14 protein-coding genes are annotated in these 15,302 nt (G+C 70.6%); 3 read left to right on the forward strand and 11 right to left on the reverse strand.

The genetic code is table 11. From position 1 onward, the window contains the following. Window positions 1–67: 67 nt before the first annotated feature. From ACQPWW_RS14405 to ACQPWW_RS14430, 6 genes are read right to left on the reverse strand one after another with little or no spacing between them, the layout of a single operon-like run. Window positions 68–2,386, reverse strand: a complete 2,319-nt coding sequence (locus tag ACQPWW_RS14405; protein ID WP_433132906.1) for an acyl-CoA dehydrogenase family protein — start codon at window positions 2,384–2,386, stop codon at window positions 68–70. Continuing rightward, complete coding sequence (locus tag ACQPWW_RS14410; RefSeq protein WP_433132908.1) at window positions 2,383–2,691, reverse strand: acyl carrier protein; 309 nt, start codon at window positions 2,689–2,691, stop codon at window positions 2,383–2,385. Before ACQPWW_RS14410 ends, ACQPWW_RS14405 begins: the two co-directional genes overlap by 4 nt. Before the next feature lie 10 nt (window positions 2,692–2,701). Then, on the reverse strand, window positions 2,702–4,402 hold the full coding sequence (locus ACQPWW_RS14415; RefSeq protein WP_433132910.1) for an acyl-CoA dehydrogenase family protein: 1,701 nt from the start codon (window positions 4,400–4,402) through the stop codon (window positions 2,702–2,704). Next, window positions 4,399–5,223 (reverse strand): hypothetical protein, encoded by an 825-nt coding sequence (locus ACQPWW_RS14420; RefSeq protein WP_433132912.1) that lies wholly within the window; start codon window positions 5,221–5,223, stop codon window positions 4,399–4,401. Before ACQPWW_RS14420 ends, ACQPWW_RS14415 begins: the two co-directional genes overlap by 4 nt. 5 nt (window positions 5,224–5,228) lie before the next feature. Continuing rightward, window positions 5,229–5,495, reverse strand: a complete 267-nt coding sequence (locus ACQPWW_RS14425; RefSeq protein ID WP_433132914.1) for a MoaD/ThiS family protein — start codon at window positions 5,493–5,495, stop codon at window positions 5,229–5,231. Between the two features lie 43 nt (window positions 5,496–5,538). After that, window positions 5,539–7,293, reverse strand: coding sequence for a fatty acyl-AMP ligase (locus tag ACQPWW_RS14430; RefSeq protein ID WP_433132916.1), 1,755 nt, complete (start codon window positions 7,291–7,293; stop codon window positions 5,539–5,541). Window positions 7,294–7,544: 251 nt separating this feature from the next. Here ACQPWW_RS14430 and moeZ point away from each other — a divergent pair, with 251 nt between their 5' ends. Then, window positions 7,545–8,696: an adenylyltransferase/sulfurtransferase MoeZ gene (gene moeZ / locus ACQPWW_RS14435; RefSeq protein ID WP_433132918.1), complete on the forward strand. Its 1,152-nt coding sequence runs from the start codon at window positions 7,545–7,547 to the stop codon at window positions 8,694–8,696. A gap of 29 nt (window positions 8,697–8,725) precedes the next feature. Here moeZ and ACQPWW_RS14440 read toward each other — a convergent pair whose 3' ends face one another. From ACQPWW_RS14440 to ACQPWW_RS14460, 5 genes are all read right to left on the reverse strand, one after another. Further along, on the reverse strand, window positions 8,726–9,133 hold the full coding sequence (locus ACQPWW_RS14440) for a nuclear transport factor 2 family protein (RefSeq protein ID WP_433132920.1): 408 nt from the start codon (window positions 9,131–9,133) through the stop codon (window positions 8,726–8,728). 36 nt (window positions 9,134–9,169) lie between these two features. Then, window positions 9,170–9,946, reverse strand: coding sequence for an AfsR/SARP family transcriptional regulator (locus ACQPWW_RS14445; RefSeq protein ID WP_433132922.1), 777 nt, complete (start codon window positions 9,944–9,946; stop codon window positions 9,170–9,172). Window positions 9,947–10,345: 399 nt separating this feature from the next. Then, window positions 10,346–11,527 carry a pyridoxal-phosphate-dependent aminotransferase family protein gene (locus tag ACQPWW_RS14450; protein ID WP_433132924.1) on the reverse strand — a complete coding sequence of 394 codons (1,182 nt, stop codon included), beginning with the start codon at window positions 11,525–11,527 and terminating at the stop codon, window positions 10,346–10,348. Further along, entirely contained in the window at window positions 11,524–12,129 is a 606-nt protein-coding gene (locus tag ACQPWW_RS14455; RefSeq protein WP_433132926.1) for an SGNH/GDSL hydrolase family protein, read from the reverse strand. Before ACQPWW_RS14455 ends, ACQPWW_RS14450 begins: the two co-directional genes overlap by 4 nt. 5 nt (window positions 12,130–12,134) lie before the next feature. Further along, window positions 12,135–12,437: an acyl carrier protein gene (locus tag ACQPWW_RS14460; RefSeq protein WP_433132928.1), complete on the reverse strand. Its 303-nt coding sequence runs from the start codon at window positions 12,435–12,437 to the stop codon at window positions 12,135–12,137. 419 nt (window positions 12,438–12,856) lie between these two features. Here ACQPWW_RS14460 and ACQPWW_RS14465 point away from each other — a divergent pair, with 419 nt between their 5' ends. Together ACQPWW_RS14465 and ACQPWW_RS14470 are read left to right on the forward strand one after the other, a co-directional pair. After that, on the forward strand, window positions 12,857–14,593 hold the full coding sequence (locus tag ACQPWW_RS14465) for an acyl-CoA dehydrogenase family protein (protein ID WP_433132930.1): 1,737 nt from the start codon (window positions 12,857–12,859) through the stop codon (window positions 14,591–14,593). A gap of 19 nt (window positions 14,594–14,612) precedes the next feature. Continuing rightward, the gene (locus tag ACQPWW_RS14470) at window positions 14,613–15,272 is read left to right on the forward strand and encodes a lysophospholipid acyltransferase family protein (RefSeq protein ID WP_433132932.1); all 660 of its coding nucleotides are present in this window, start codon (window positions 14,613–14,615) and stop codon (window positions 15,270–15,272) included. Window positions 15,273–15,302 lie beyond the last annotated feature (30 nt).

Here is a 15,302-nt window from a genome sequence, read left to right on the forward strand (position 1 = left end):
CGCGCAGCAGGTCGTGGCGGGCCGGCGCCCGCTCGACGTGCCGCGACCACCCCGTGGCCGAAGCCGGCTACCGCTCCCGGCGGGACGCGACGAGCTGGAGGCCGAGGTTCGCGTCCTGCCAGAACCACCGGATGTGGCCCAGCCCCGTCCGGCGCAACAGGTCCTCGACAGTGCCCTGCGCCACCGGCTCGGAACCCGTCAACGCCAGCTCCAAGCCCAGGACCGCCGCGCCGAGCTTGCGCTTCGGCGGCAACGGAAGGGTCATCACCAACCAGCCGCCCGGCACGAGCGCGCGGGCCGCGGCCTCGACGCGCCGTTCGAGGTGCGCGGTCGACCACCCGACGGCCGGAACCCAGGCCAGGCACAGCCCGTCGTCCGGCGCGAAGGAGTCGAGGTCACCGACCCGCACCTCCGGCGCCGGGCCCCACGGGTGCCGGGTCTCCCCGACCTCGTCGGCGGGAACGCCGTCGGGCTCGATGGCCAGCACCCGGGCAACCGGCAACTCGCGGGCCAGCGCGTCCATCGACCGCCCCCCGTCTCCGGCGGCGCAGCCGATCCGCAGCTCCGGTCGGTCGAGCAGATCCTCCAGGCCCTCCAAACGTCCGAGCAACTCATTGGCGAACACATCGGCCAGGAGGGGCGCGTCGTCGCCGCGGCCGGCGGCCTGCACGCCGGGTCCGCCAGCGGTCCCCGCGCGCAGGCCGGCGCCGCCGTCGACCGCGCGCCGCAGGCGGGCCTTGAAGGCGGCCGTACGAGGGCCACCCACGACCAGCCGTTCCAGACCCGGGTGGACGACGTAGGCGTCCCCCGGCAGGGACTGCACCAACTGCGTGTCGGTAAGCGCGCCCAGCAGCTCGCGCGCGTTGTCCGGGGCCAGGCCCACCCGTTCGGCCGCCTCCGCCACGGTGCCCGGCTGAAGCAGCGCCGCCAACAGGCCCGTCCGCACCGCCGTCGCGCACGACTGGAAGGCCGTCGCCTGCCTCGTCAGCCCGGCGAGCGTGTCGTCCGCCCCGTCGGCCGCGCCGGTCAGGCCGGCCGCGAGCAGCACATCGTCGATGGCCGCGGACACCTCGGACCGGTGCGCCGCCGCGCCCGCCCTGGCCTCCTGCGCGGACACCGCCCACCACGAGTCGGCGAGCCGGGACACGGTGCGCTCGGCCACGTCCTGCTTGAGCCGGCGGCCTTCCAGCCCGACGATCGACCGCTGCCCGAGCTGGATGAGCAACATCTCCTGGGAGCCCTGACCACCGATGAGCCCCAGGACGTCGCGCATGTACTGCTCCCAGGGGAACGCGCTCATGTAGCTCTCGCCGCCCTGGAGGTTCATCACCAGCTGGCCCACCCGCACCGCGGCCTCCGAGACCTGGTGCTTGGCGGTCGTGGCCAACGCGTCGAAGTACGGGTCGCGCCGGGCGGCCCTTGTCGCGTCGAGGGCGCGGTAGAGGCTGGACCTCGCCGACTCCAACAGCATGCGCATCTCGCCGATCGACCGCTCGACGTTGGGATAGTCGAGCACCCGCCGGCCACTGCGCCGCCGAATCGCCAGCGATTCGACACACGCGTCGACGACCCCCTCCATCGCGCCCAGGACGCCGCAGCCGCTCATCGTTCGCCGGTTCCGGGCGTACGTGTTGAGTTCGCTCAGCGCGTCGGAGCGCCAGACGAGCCGCCACTCGGGCAGCCGGACGTCGTGCAGCACGAGCTGGCCCATGCCCATCGTGCGCATGCCCATCGTCTCCAGGCGCACCGCTGTGACGCCGGGGTCGTCGCGCTCGACGGCGAACGCGAGCATGTCGTTCGACGCCTCGTCGCGTACGTAGCAGACGAAGAGGTCCGCGAAGACGGCGCCGGCGAGGAACCGCTTCGCGCCGTTGAGCACCCAGTGCCCGTCCTCGAACCGGGCCGTGGTCTGGTAGTCGTACGGATCGCGGCTCTCGTAGGCGCCCTGCACCGCGAAGCGTCGGCCGGCCACCAGGTCCGGGACGTACCTGTCGATCAGCTCCGTCCGGCCGCTCGACAGGATCAGCTCGGTGTTCTCGACGGTGATGTCGAGAAGCACCGGGAAGCCCGGGTCCCGGGAGATGCGGGCCAGCTCCGCGATCACCACGCCCCACTCGAACTTGTCCCGCCCGGCGCCACCGATCTCCGTCGGCAGGCCGAACTGCAACAGGCCTATCTCGCTGGCCTCCTGGAAGAGGCGACGGTCCAGGGGCTGGCAGGCGCGGTTGCGGAAGCGCGCACCGGGGTTCGCCCGGTCCAGCAGGAACCCCTCGAAGCGCGAGACCGCCTCCCGGCGCAGCGCCTCCGCCTCGCCATCGATTGTCGGACGGTCGGCACCCTCGGCCCGGCGGTCCATGATGTCCGCGGCCCGCAAGCGGCTCGTCACGCGACGTTCACCCCCTCCTCGTCCGTTCGCGCCCGGGTCAGCGCGGCCAGCTCACCCGCGACATCCGCGAGGGTGTGGTCGCCGAGGAAGCGCTCCAGCGGTGCTGTCACGCTGGTGCTCTCCTCGATCTCGAACGAGAACTGCGCGGCGGTCAGGGAGTCGATCCCCAGCTCGCCCAGGGGCTCGTCGGTGGCAACCTCGTCGATCTCCACGTTCAGCAGCTCGGCGAGCAGCGACCGCAACCACTGGAGGGTCGACTCCGCGCCGCCCGCGGTGTCCAGGGTGTCGATGACGTCCTCCTTCATCCGGCGGGGCCTACCTGCGGTACTGCGGCGCGAGCCGCAGCGGCACCAGGGAGAACGCCCGATCGTCGTCGTCAAGCTCTTGCAGATGTGTCACCAGCCGGTCCTCGGCTTCCCGGTCGGGGTCGACCGGCAGCCCGAGCCGCTGGGCGATCCGCCGCACGGCGACCGCCAGCCACGCCGGGTCGGCCGCCACGCCGCCGAGCACCCCGCGACGTTCGTTCCACAGGTGCAGACAGCAGGCCGCGGCATGGACCAACGCGTGCCGGCGGGCGTGGTCGTAGCCGCTGTGGGTGCGGTGCGCCGCCTGGTGCCCGATGGCCGCGCGCGTCTCGTCGCGTACCGCGACCAGCTGTCGTCCGAGTGCGGCGAGTCCGTCGTCGTCGAGCCGCTCGACCGCGGCGTCCAGCAGATCCACCACCTCGTCGGCCCGGCCGTAGACGATCGACGGCCGGGGCGCCCGTGGCGCCCAGGCCGTCACCGGCTCGCCGAAACCGAAGAGCAGGTCCAACGGAAGCTCGGCCGGCCCGCGTCGTCGCACGCCGCTGGCGAGCTGGGCGCGGATGCTCTCCAACTGGACCAGCTTCGTGCCCTCGAACACCGGCGTGATGGCGGCGTCGCGGGCGATCTTCTGGAACGCGCCGTCGGCCACGTTCTCCCGCAGGTACGCCCGGGCGCTGAGCACCTCGCCACACGCACTGACCGCGTCCACGCAGAAGTCGGGCACCACGTACTTGGCCACCGCCGACCACAGCGGCATCCGGTGCAGCGCCACGTCGAGGGCGCGCGCGGCGGCCAACTGGGTGGCCTCGGCGGCCAGCAGGTCGGCGAAGGCGCCGGCGAGCAACGCGCGCACCGGAGGTAGGGCCAGCGCGGGCTGCCCGTACAGGATGCGGCCCCGGGCATGCCGCAGGGCGATCCGCAGCGCGGTGTCGGCGGCGCCGAGTGTCATGCCGCCGACCATGGTCCGGGTGAACTGCAACATGCCGGACACCATCTCGATGCCCCGCCCCGGGTTGCCCAGTGCCGCGCTCGCGTCCAGGTGACAGTCGCGGAACTCGAAGCCGCTGAGATCATGACCGCGCAGGCCGACAGTGCGCACCTTCGGCAGCCGCCGCACCCCCGGCCCGTCGAGGGCAGCGAGATCCGCGAGGAACAGGCCGAAGGACGGCTCGGACGCGGCCAGCACGGTGGCGAACGACGCGCGGCGGCCGTTACCCACCAGCCACTTGCGGCCGTTGAGCACGAACCCGTCGGCGACCGGGGCCGCCGTCGTGGCGGTCGCCAGTAGATCGCTGCCCGCCGCCTCCTCGCTGATCCCCGCCGTGCCGAAGGCGCGGGCCAGGATCAGCTCCGCGACCCGGCGGCGCTGCTGCGGCCGGCCCCACACCCACACCGGCACCGCGGCCAGGAAGGTCGAGCCGAGGCCCACCGAGATCGCCAGGTCACGGCGGGACATGGCCCGCAACACGCCCAGGAGAGACTCGAACGAGGCAAGCCGCCCGCCCTCGTCGACGGGTACGAGGTACTCGTGGCAGCCCGCGGACCACACCGCCTCGAACGCGGCGGTCGGCACCGCCTCGAGTTCGTCGGCCTGGACTCCCGCGGCCAGCGTGATCCCCGCATCCGGATCGAACGGGCAGCCGAGCCGCTGCTCCACCTCGGCCGCGGCGTCGTACGCCGCAAGGGACGAGGCAACCGCTGACGTCGTCATACCCGCTCCACCACGTACGCGTACGGCCGGCCGTCGTCGGCCAGGCGCAGCTCGCTGACGAAGGCGATCTCGTCGCCCAGCCGGTAGCCGGTGGTGTGGACGTCGAACTGATCCCAGAGCTGTCCCGCCCGCAGCCAGGTGACGTCCACCCGGCGGATCCCCTCGGTCAGCGCCCGCCGCAGCTGTGGCGCCCGCGAGCCGTGACGCAGCAGCAGCTCCTCACGGGCCGCGCCGGCGAAACCCAACGACTCCGCCCAGTACCACTGGTCGGCCACTTCGCAGTGGTGCCGATGCACGCGGGTCGACAGCGTCACCGACGCGAGCCGTTCACCGTCGCGCTCGAGCATCGCGCGCAGCGCCGGAACCCGGCTGCGGAAGGGCGAGCGCTCGCGCTCGTCGGCCCCGAACCGTTCGACGATCCGATCGGGCAGGGGAGCGGGTGTGCCCGACAGCGCCTGGTCGCCGCTGAGCTGGAGCGGCACCGACGCGGCCCGGGTACGGACCGCGACCCCGCCGGGACCGGAGATGGTCATCTCCACCTCGAGTTGGGACGAGCGCGGCCCACGGACGCGACCCCGCACGTCGACGAGGGCGTCGTCCGCGTCCTCGAAGCGCAGCGGCTGCTCGTATTCGAGCTGCCACGCCCACAACACGAGGCCCACGCGGTGCTGCGAGACCAGGGTGCGGTGGCTGCACACGTGATCACGCAGCCAACGGGTCCCGGCCTGGAAGCCGAGGCGACCCACCGCCACGGTCTGGAGTTGGTTGGGCGTGAAGTAGCTGGCGTCGAGTACGACCTCGTAGGCGGAGCTGCGCGGCATGCGAGCTAGCCTCCCGAGACGGCCGTGACGATGTCGACGCGGTCGTCCTCGACGGCCTCCCGGTCCAACTCGTCGACGGAGAGCTGTTCCCCGTTGAGCGCGATGAAGTGCGTCGCGCGCACCGCGCCCTCACGATCCGAGAGGACGTCGCGCAGGTTGGGGTAGCGCGCCGCGAGCTGATCCAGGCCCTCGCGCACCGTCGCGCCCCCGACCTCGATCTCGTTCTCGTAGTTGGTGAACCGGAGCAGGATGCCACGAACCTTGATGATCATTGGATGCGTCCCTTCGTGGTGACGGTTGCCAATCCCGGACCACTCACGCCGCTGTGCCGGGCATCTGCCAACGGGTCACGGCGGCCAGCTCGCCGGACAGGTACTGGCGGCGGGCGAGCCAGCGCTGGACCTTGCCGCTGGAGGTCTTCGGCATGGTGCGCGCCTTGATCAGCACGATGGCGTACGGCGTCACGCTCGACTCCCGCGAGCAGCAGCGGCGGATGCCCTCGATGATCGCCAGGTGTTGTTCGTCGGTCATACCGGGGTCGACCTCGTAGACCACCACGAGCCGCTCGACGGCGCCGTCGTCGTCCTCCACGGCGAAGGCGGCGCCACAGTCGCGGCGGATCCCGGCCACGCCGGTCTCGCAGATCTGCTCGATGTCGATCGGGTGGTAGTTGCGACCGTTCAGGACGATGAGGTCCTTTGCGCGTCCGGCCACGAAGAGTTCGCCGTCCGCGACGAAGCCCAGGTCGCCGGTGCGCAGGTAGGGCCCCTCGCCGGTGGCCGTCATCGCGCCGAAGGTGTCGGCGGTCTCGCTCGGTCGGCGCCAGTAACCGGCGGCGACGCTCGGTGAATCGAGCCAGATCTCACCGACCTGGCCGGCCCTGACCGGCTGGCCGGTGGTGGGGTCGACGATCGCGATCCGGGTGTCCGGTCCGGGTACGCCACATCCGACGATCCGTCGGGTGGGCTCTCCGGCCGTCGCCGGCCGAGCCACCCGGGCCACCTCCAGAGCCTCGCGGGCGACCGAGACCGAACGCCATCCGCCCAGGCGGGCGCCGCCGCTGACCAGCAACGTCGCCTCGGCCAGCCCGTAGCAGGGATAGATCGCCTCCGGTCGCAGCCCGTACGGCTCGAAGATCTTGAGGAATCGTTCGATGGTGTCCGGCCGGACCGGCTCCGCGCCGGTGAAGCTCAGTTCGACCGAGGAGAGGTCGAGGTCGACCAGGTCGGCCTCCCTGACCCGCTTGACGCAGAGGTCGTAGGCGAAGTTCGGCCCGCCGGTGTGCGTGGCGCGGTAGCGGGACACCACCCGCATCCAGGACAGCGGTCGGCGCAGGAAGGTGATCGGGGACATGAACGTCGCCGGGATCCCGCTGGCCACCGGGGTCAGCAGACCGCCGATCAGGCCCATGTCGTGGTAGGGCGGCAGCCAGAAGGCCGCCGAGGCTCCGTCGTGCAGGTCAAAGCTGCGGGTGATGTCAGCGGTGTTCGAGATCAGATGGCCGTGGTTCAACATCACGCCACGGGGCAGCGAGGTGGACCCGGAGGTGTATTGCAGGACCGCGAGCGAGTCGCCGGACGACCGGGGCGCGAGGTCGTGCTCGGCGTGGCCCGCCAGGTCGGTCGTGACGACCCGCGGCGCCGGCGCCACTGACGAGTCGGCCAGCCAGTCGGTGATCATGGGCGCGCCGGGCGACGTGGTCAGCACGAGGCTCGCTCCCGCGTCCTCGATGATGGCCATCAGCCGTGACATGGTGCGTGGTTGTCGCGTCGCGCCGGGCGGAAACGCCGGGATGGCCACCACGCCGGAATAGAAGCAGGCGAACAGCGCGGTGAGATAGTCCAACCCCGGTGGGTAGAGCAGCAGGGCTCGCTCGGGCCGCCCGTCGGTGACGTCGAGGATATTGATCGCGACCGCGCGGGCGCGCCGATCCAACTCGCCGTAGGTGATCTCTTCGGCGTGCCCGTCGTCGAGCACGAATCGAAAGGCCAGGGCCTCCGCCGACTCGCGGGCTCGGGCGCGCAGAACGTGCGCGAAGCCCGCTGACGGGCAGCGTGGCAGCTCCGCCAATTTTCCCCCCGTGATTCAGATGTGGTCTGCGAGCAGCGGCACCCGTCGGCCGGCGAGCCGCGAGTCCGCGACCACAACGTACCATCGGCGGCCGTAACTCCGCGTCGCCCATTTCGGACCACCGTTGGTCGGAGGCAGAACATATTGCTAGACGACGTTTGGGCCCTCTGCTAGCCTCCGCCAAGGTGCTTCATGCGAAGCGTCGGCTAGGTCTAACGGGGGATTTTATGGACTCATTGCCGCCACTCGTCATGCCCAATGTGGAGCTCACCAAAGAGGACGTAACGCGTTACAGCCGACATTTGATCATTCCTGAGGTGGGGGTCGCCGGGCAGCGGCGACTCGCCAGCGCCAAGGTGTTGGTGATCGGTGCCGGGGGCCTGGGCTCGCCCGCCCTGCTCTACCTCGCGGCCGCCGGTGTCGGCACGCTGGGGATCGTGGAGTTCGACACGGTCGAGGGCTCCAACCTGCAACGACAGATCATCCACGGCGAGTCCGATGTCGGTCAGCCCAAGGCGACGAGTGCCGAAGATTCGATACGCCGGATCAACAGCGCCGTGCACGTGCGTCTCCATCAACTGAGGCTCGATTCGGACAATGCCGTCGACCTTTTCCGCCAATACGACCTGATCGTGGACGGCACCGACAACTTCGCCACCCGGTACCTGGTCAATGACGCCGCCGCATTGGCGGGAAAGCCTTATGTCTACGGATCGGTCTACCGATTCGAAGGACAGGTGTCGGTTTTCTGGGAAGGCGCGCCGAACGGCCGAGGCATCACCTACCGCGACGTCTACCCGGAGGCGCCACCGCCCGGGTTGGTTCCCTCCTGCGCCGAGGGCGGCGTACTGGGAATGCTCTGCGCCACCGTCGGATCCATCATGGTGACCGAGGCGGTAAAACTGATCACCGGCATCGGTGAGCCTCTGCTCGGCCGTTTGATGATCTACGACGCGCTACGGATGGATTTCATGACGATGACGCTTCGCCCGGCCGCGAACCGTCGGCCGATCGACAGGCTCATCGACTACGAGGAGTTCTGCGGAGTGGTGTCCGGCGAGGCCCGCGACGCGGTGGACGGATCCACAGTCACTCCGCGCGAACTGTACGACCTGCTGAAGGCTGGCGAGGACATCGAGGTCATCGACGTCCGCGAGCCAGCCGAATGGGACATCGTCCACATCGCGGGCGCGACGCTCATCCCGAAGGATCTCATCCTCTCGGGCGAGGCGCTGTCCCGACTGCCCGAGCACAAGCAGATCGTGCTGCACTGCAAGACCGGGGCGCGCTCGGCCGAAGTGCTCGCGGCCCTCAAGCGGGCCGGGTTCACCAACGCCTCCCATCTCCAGGGCGGAGTCATCGCGTGGGCCAAGCAGGTGGAGCCGAGCCTTCCGGTGTACTGAGCCGGAGCAGCCTCGACCGCCCGGCGAGGTCAGGCCTCCGTCATCCGTCGGCCGACCAGCCGGGCGAGCGAGTGCGCGGCGGTCACCGGTCGCACCAGCACGGTGACCTCACTGATCAATCCATCGTCCCCGGTGGCGAGGACGTCCATCCCGGTGATCGACTTGCCGTCCACGGTGGCGGTGAACTCGAGCGCGTGCCGAGGGGAGCCGGCGGTGGCGCGGACCGACCCGATGCTGCGGCCGTCGAACTCCGCCGTGTAGGTGAAATCCTCGAACACCTCCGCCAGCGCGGTGAGCAGTGGTGCCACGGCCGCCCTGCCGCGGTAGGGCTTCGGCATGACCGGGCTGTGGAAGGTGACCTCGGGCGAGAGGGTCGCAAGGATCCCCGGTACGTCCTTTTCCAGCACGGTGCGCCGGAAATCGTCAACCGTTCCCACTGTTTCCCCACTTTCAAACAATTGCCGAAGAATCGTTCAGCTGGCGAGATACGGCGTCGCCGGGTCCAGATTCGGGTCGCGCGACAACACCATCTGGTGCAACCGCTTGAGTCGCGGGCCAGGCTCCATTCCAAGCTCCTCGACCAGCCGGCGATGCAGTTGTCGATAGACCCGCAGCGCTTCCGCGATCCGGCCGGAACGATAGAGCGCCAGCATCAGGTGCTCGTGCAGATTTTCCCAGGTGGGGTGTTCGGCGACGACGCCGTAGAGTTCACCGACGAGGTTGCGTCGGTAGCCCAGCCGGAGATCGAGGTCAATCCGGCGTTCGTACGCGATGATCCGACTCTCGTCGTACTGCCGCGCCACGTTCTCGAGCAGGCCCGAACCACGCACGTCGGCCAGCACCGGGCCCCGGTAGATCTCGAGTGCCCTGGACAACTCCGTGGCCTCCACCGCGGGCAGGCCGGCCGCCTCGGCACGGTCGGCGGCGGCCAGATGCTGCTGGAAGATCGTGAGGTCGCAGCTGTGCTCGGCCAGCGAGAGCTGGTATCCCGACGGGTGACTGACCACGATCCCGGGGTTGACCCCGTCGCCGAGGTGCCGGCGAAGCTTGGAGATGTAGACCTGAAGCCCGGTGTTCGCCGTCCGGGGTGGCGCGCCGCCCCACAACTCCTCAATCAGGCGCTGTGTCGAGACAATCTGGTCACCCTGCGTTATGAGAAGCGCGAGGAGTGACCGCAGTTTCAATGCTCGCGGTGTCCGATTGCAACCGTCGTCCGTGACAATGACCGGGCCAAGGATACCGAATCTCACCTTGCATTCCTCTCGACCAACCGAGGGATTCGGCCGTTAGGCAGCAGCAAACTTCCGCCCACCACAGGTAGGCGGAAATGAATGCTTAACCTGGCCGTAACCCCCCGTCCCCCCATTAGATCCGTGAGTGCCCCCCCGACACCATACACGACACCTAAGATGACCAAAATCGATCGAGTAAAAACGATGCAAAGTGTGATTAATGCGGGCATCCCAATAGCGGGCCAGGGTGCGCATTCAGCCCGCTCTGATGGTCGATACGGACGCGCCCGTCGTGATTGGTCCTGATCGCGGCCGGTCGACGTCAGGATGCAGAGCTTCGCCGCGATTGGGGTTGAATTGGGCCAACCTATCTCGTCGGTCGTCGATGGGTTGGCGGGCCGAATCCGGGCCCCCGGCTCAGTACACCCCGGCCTCGAGACGGCCGGCGTCGCGCCGTGCGCCGTCCGGCGAGAGGGCGGCAAGCGTCTCGTCCAGCACCAGGAAGAAGCGGTCGACATCCTCGACGGACAACTGCCCCATCGTCGCGACGATCGCCACCTCCCGGGTCACCGACGACGCCGGGTAGATGACCACCCCGGCCGCCGACATCGCGTCACAAAGCGTCGCCGCGGTCAACGGCGGCGGGACCTCGAACGCGGTGACCGAACTCGAGCGGTCCGGCGCGGGCACCAACAGCCGCAGGCCGCGCCGGGCCAGACCGACCCGCACCCGCTCGGAGTGGGCCGCATAGCGGGCCGAACGCGCGGGGACGCCCTCGTCCAGGGCGAGCGCCAAGGCCTCGTCCAGCGCGAGGAGCAACTGCACGGCCGGTGTGAACAGCGGCGCGTCGTTGCGCTGCTGAGCCAGGTAGTGCTGGTGCAGATCCAGGTAGAAGCTCCGCGGGCCGACCGCGGCGAGAGACTCGAAGCGCTCCGGCCGGGCACAGACGAAGCTGAGGCCGGCCAACGCCTCGATGCACTTGTTCGCCGAGCCCACCAGCCAGTCCACCGGGTCACGCGCCAGGTCGAGCTGCTCCGCGCCGATGCTGCTGATCCCGTCCACTATGAACTCGGGCCCGGCGGCGCGCACGATCCGGGCGATCGCCGGCACCGGATTCAGGACGCCCAGACTGGTCTCGTGATGCACCATTGCGACGTGGGTGACGGTCGGGCGCGCGTCGAGTGCCTGCTGCACCGCCGCGGGATCGACGGCCCGACCGGGCGGTAGTCGCAGGGTGGTGTGGCGCAGCCGGTGCACCGCCGCGACCTGCTCCAACCGGTCTCCGAAGCGGCCGTTCGACACGATCAGCAGTTCGGCGTCCGTCGGTGGAACGGAGCAGAGCACCGCCTCCAGCGCGGCCGTCCCCGAGCCGGTCAGCAGCACCGACGTGTACTGGTCCGCGCCTCCGCACAGCGCGGCGAGCTTGCGCCGCACCTCGGCCAGACATCGTCGAGTCACCCACTCCCGGTGCCCCAGGTCGGTACGGGAGACCGCCTGGCGCACCGACGACGCGACGGCGACCGGCCCCGGCGTCAGCAGCAACCGGCCGCCGGCGGGGCTCCGTGCCGGTGGACCCACGACCTTCGGCGCGTCGGTCATGACGCGCTGTCCGGGCCGGACGCGGCCACGGTCGGCGACAACCGGCGGACGGTGTCCGCGAGCACCGTGGCGACACGCACGTGCCCGTCGGTGTTGAGGTGGATGCCGTCGTCGCTCCACATGTCCTCGGCCTCGGGGGGCGCCACGTCCACGCGGACGACCGCGCCCCGGGCCGCCTCCGCGCGGAGCAGCTCGTCGAACTCGGCGATCCAGCGCTCCATCCGCCGCCGCCGGAACGCGGAGACCGGGAGCTTCGCCGAGGGCGTCGGCAGCGCCGGCATCAACACGAGCGCGCCGGCCCGCGTACCCCAGTCGAACAGATCCGTCAGCGCGGTCCGCACCGTGCTCATCGGGCTGCCCTGGACCGCGTCGTTCATCCCGCAGTTGATCACCACGAGATCGGGTCGCAGCTGTCGTACCGCAGCCAGCTGGCCCGTGGCGACCTGCGCCGTGGTGGCGCCTTCGGCGCCGGTGTTCACCACGTCCTCGGCCCGGATGCCGAGCAGGTCCGCCAGCCGGCGGGACCAGCCGATCCAACCCCCGGCCGGATCCGGATCGCCACGCCCCAGGGTGAGGCTGTCCCCCATCGAAACGAGCTGCACCGTCGTCACGCTCCGGTGGAAGCCACGGGGTCCGCTGTCTCGTCACGACGGGCGGTCAGCGTCATCAGGTAGCCCACCAGCGCGTCGATGGTGGGGTACAGCCGGGCGGCGCCGAGGTCGACCTCCTGCTGGATGCGGTCCTCGATGTCGCTCACCACGCTGAGGGCGTACACCGAGTCGACGCCGTATTCGGCCAGGTCCACGTCGGGTCGGATGGTCTCCGGGCCCCGGTCGAGGTAGAAGGCCACCCGTTCGGTGAGCCAACTCCTCAGCTCCGCCGCCGAGTCCCCCTGCACAAAGTCAATCACTGCCACTCCCATCAATCAGCACCGACAGAGCCGACCCCGGCCTGCGCGCGGAACCGCCCGGGGCGGGCCGGCGGCGACCGGACAAACGCCGGCGTACCACGTCGTCAACTCGCCCGCGGTGAGACGTTCGCGCACCAGCGAGCGACGCACCTCGCCACCGGTCGTGGCGGTGGGGATGACGGCTGGCGTGCCGGCGCGCCGTCTCGACCACGGCCCGGCCGATCGCACCGTCGCGGAACCCTCCCCCCGGCACCGGACGGCCGCCCTCTCAGACGGCGTCCCCAACGTAACGGAGCCGGCTAATACGCGGCTTAGCGAGAAGCTGCGCGGCCCTATCCCGCCGTTGACTCGTCATCGCGAAGCCCCGCGGGCACGGCTAGCCTGGTCGCCTTGGTCACTGATCAATGCGGGGGTCCGTCGTGGCACACCGATACGCCGCTCTCGACATCGCAGCCGAGCTTGACCTGCTGCTCGGTGACCCGATGGCGGAGGGCACGCCGTTCTCGTTCGAACGGATCGTCGAGGCGGAGGAGCGCGACGCCCTTCCGGACGGCGCCGTCGAGGTCCTCCGGGACTGGGGCTTCGCCGAGTTCCTGGTCCCCGCCGCCCTCGGCGGCCGGCTGCGCTCCCTCGACGAGTTGCTCTTCGTCGCGCGGGCCGTCTCCCGGCGTTCGCTGGCCTTCGCGGTCATGTACGGTTCGGCGCTGCTCGGCGCGAACCCGGTCTGGTTGTGGGGCGACGACGAGCAACGCGGACGACTGGCCAAGGAGATCGTCGGTGGCGCCCTGAGCGCGTTCGCCGTCTCCGAGGCCGACCACGGCAGCGACCTGCTCGCGTCCTCGGTGGCCGCCGAGCCGGTCGCGGGGGGCTTCGTGCTGACCGGGCAGAAGTGGCCGGTCGGCAACGCGACCCGGGCCCGGTTCCTGACGACCTGCGCCCGCACCGGCCCCCGCAGCTTCTCGCTGCTGCTTGTCGACAAGCAGGAGCTGAGCCGCGACAGTTATCAGGAGCTGCCCTTCGTCCGGACCGTCGGGCTGCGCGGCCACGACCTGAGCGGGATCACCTTCGACGGGTCGTTCATCCCGGCCACCGCCGCGATCGGCAACCAGGGCATCGCTGTGGTCCAGGTGCTGAAGGCGCTCCAGATCACCCGCGCCGCGATCCCGGCGATGTCGCTCGGCACGATGGACTCGGCGCTGCGACTCGCCCTGACCTACAGCCACGAGCGGCGCCTCTACGGGGCGCCCATCGCGGACCTGCCGGTCATCCACGACCACCTCGTCCGTGGTCACGTCGATCTCCTGATCGCCGAGTGCGTCGCGGTCGGCGCGGCCCGCGCCCTGACCCTGGCGCCGGAACGGCTCAGCCTCTGGTCGTCGGTGGCGAAGTACCTGGTGCCCGTCATCGGCGACGAGACGGTGCTCAGCATGGCCACCGTCCTCGGCGCCCGCAGCTACCTGCGCGAGGGCGTCGCCCACGGCGTCTTCCAGAAGCTCCAGCGCGACCACGCGATCGCGGCGATCTTCGAGGGGACCACCCACGTCAACCTGCACGGCATCGCCGGGCAGTTGCCCTTCATCGCCGCGCGCCGGCACGAGCAGCGCGAGCCCGGGCAGCTCGACGAGCTGTTCGACACCCTCTTCTCCTGGCACTCCGACGCGCCGACCTGGCAACCGGCCGGCGCCGATCTGCGGCTGACCAACGAGGGACGCGACGAGCTGACCCAGGGCTGGCCCCGGCTGGTCCAGCGGGTCGAGACGGCGTGCGCCCGCCCGGACCGGCCCCCGGTCGCCGACGAGCTGCTGGCGGCCGTGGCGCACCTGTCGCGGATCCACGAGGAGACGTACGCCTCCGTCACCCAGTGGGACGCCCGGTCGCTCGTCGCCATGCGCGCGGCGCACACGCACTGTCTGCTGCACGCCGCGTCGGCCTGCGTGGCGACGTGGTTGGCCAACCGCGAGACGTTCGGCGGGGCCTTCGCCGACGGGGGCTGGCTGCTGTTGTCCCTGCAGCGTCTGCTCGCGCGCCTCGGGGAGCGCGTCGACCTCGCCGAGGGGCCGGCCCGGGAGCTGCTCGCGTCCGCCGTCCGCGCTGCGCAGGCGTGGCCCTCGTACTTCTCCATCCGCTGCCTCGGCAGTGGTCCAGCCGCTGACTGATCACGACGGAGGACATCCCTTGCTCAACGAGGCCTTGCGGCCAATCGTCTCGCCGGTTGCCCGCGCCCTGTACCGACCGCTGATCGAGGGCGCCGAGAACGTACCGCGGCGAGGGCCGGTCATCCTCGCCGCGAACCATCTCTCCTTCGCCGAGAACTGGCTCATCCCGGTCGCGACCCCGCGGTCCGTCCGCTACCTCGTCAAGATCGAGTATTTGCGGACGCCGTCGCTCGGCGGTCGGATGGCCGGCTGGTTCTTCAGCGAACTCGGTTTCGTCGGCGTCCAGCGCGGAGGCCCGCGCGACGCCACGTCGTCGTCGCTGGAGGCGGCGATGGGCGTGCTCCGGGCCGGCCGGGCCTTCGCCATCTACCCCGAGGGCACCCGGTCGCTCGACGGCCGGTTGTACCGGGGGAAGACCGGGGTGGCGCGACTGACGCTGGCCACCGGCGCCCCGGTCGTACCGATCGGTGTCATCGGCACCGACGTGATGCAGCCCGTCGGCGTCCGGGTGCCCCGACGGCGTCCGGTGACGGTCCGCTTCGGCACCCCGATGACCTTCGACGAGTACCGCGACTCGGAGGACCCGGCCGACTGGCGCACGGTGACCGACAAGATCATGCTGGCCATCTCGGAGCTGTCCGGCCAGGAGTACGTGGACGAGTACCAGCAGAAGCGCTGAGCGGGGGAGGGCGGCGGCGGGCCCAGCCCA

Origin of the sequence: Micromonospora sp. CA-240977 (assembly GCF_050942285.1) — a bacterium.
Classification (GTDB): domain Bacteria; phylum Actinomycetota; class Actinomycetes; order Mycobacteriales; family Micromonosporaceae; genus Micromonospora.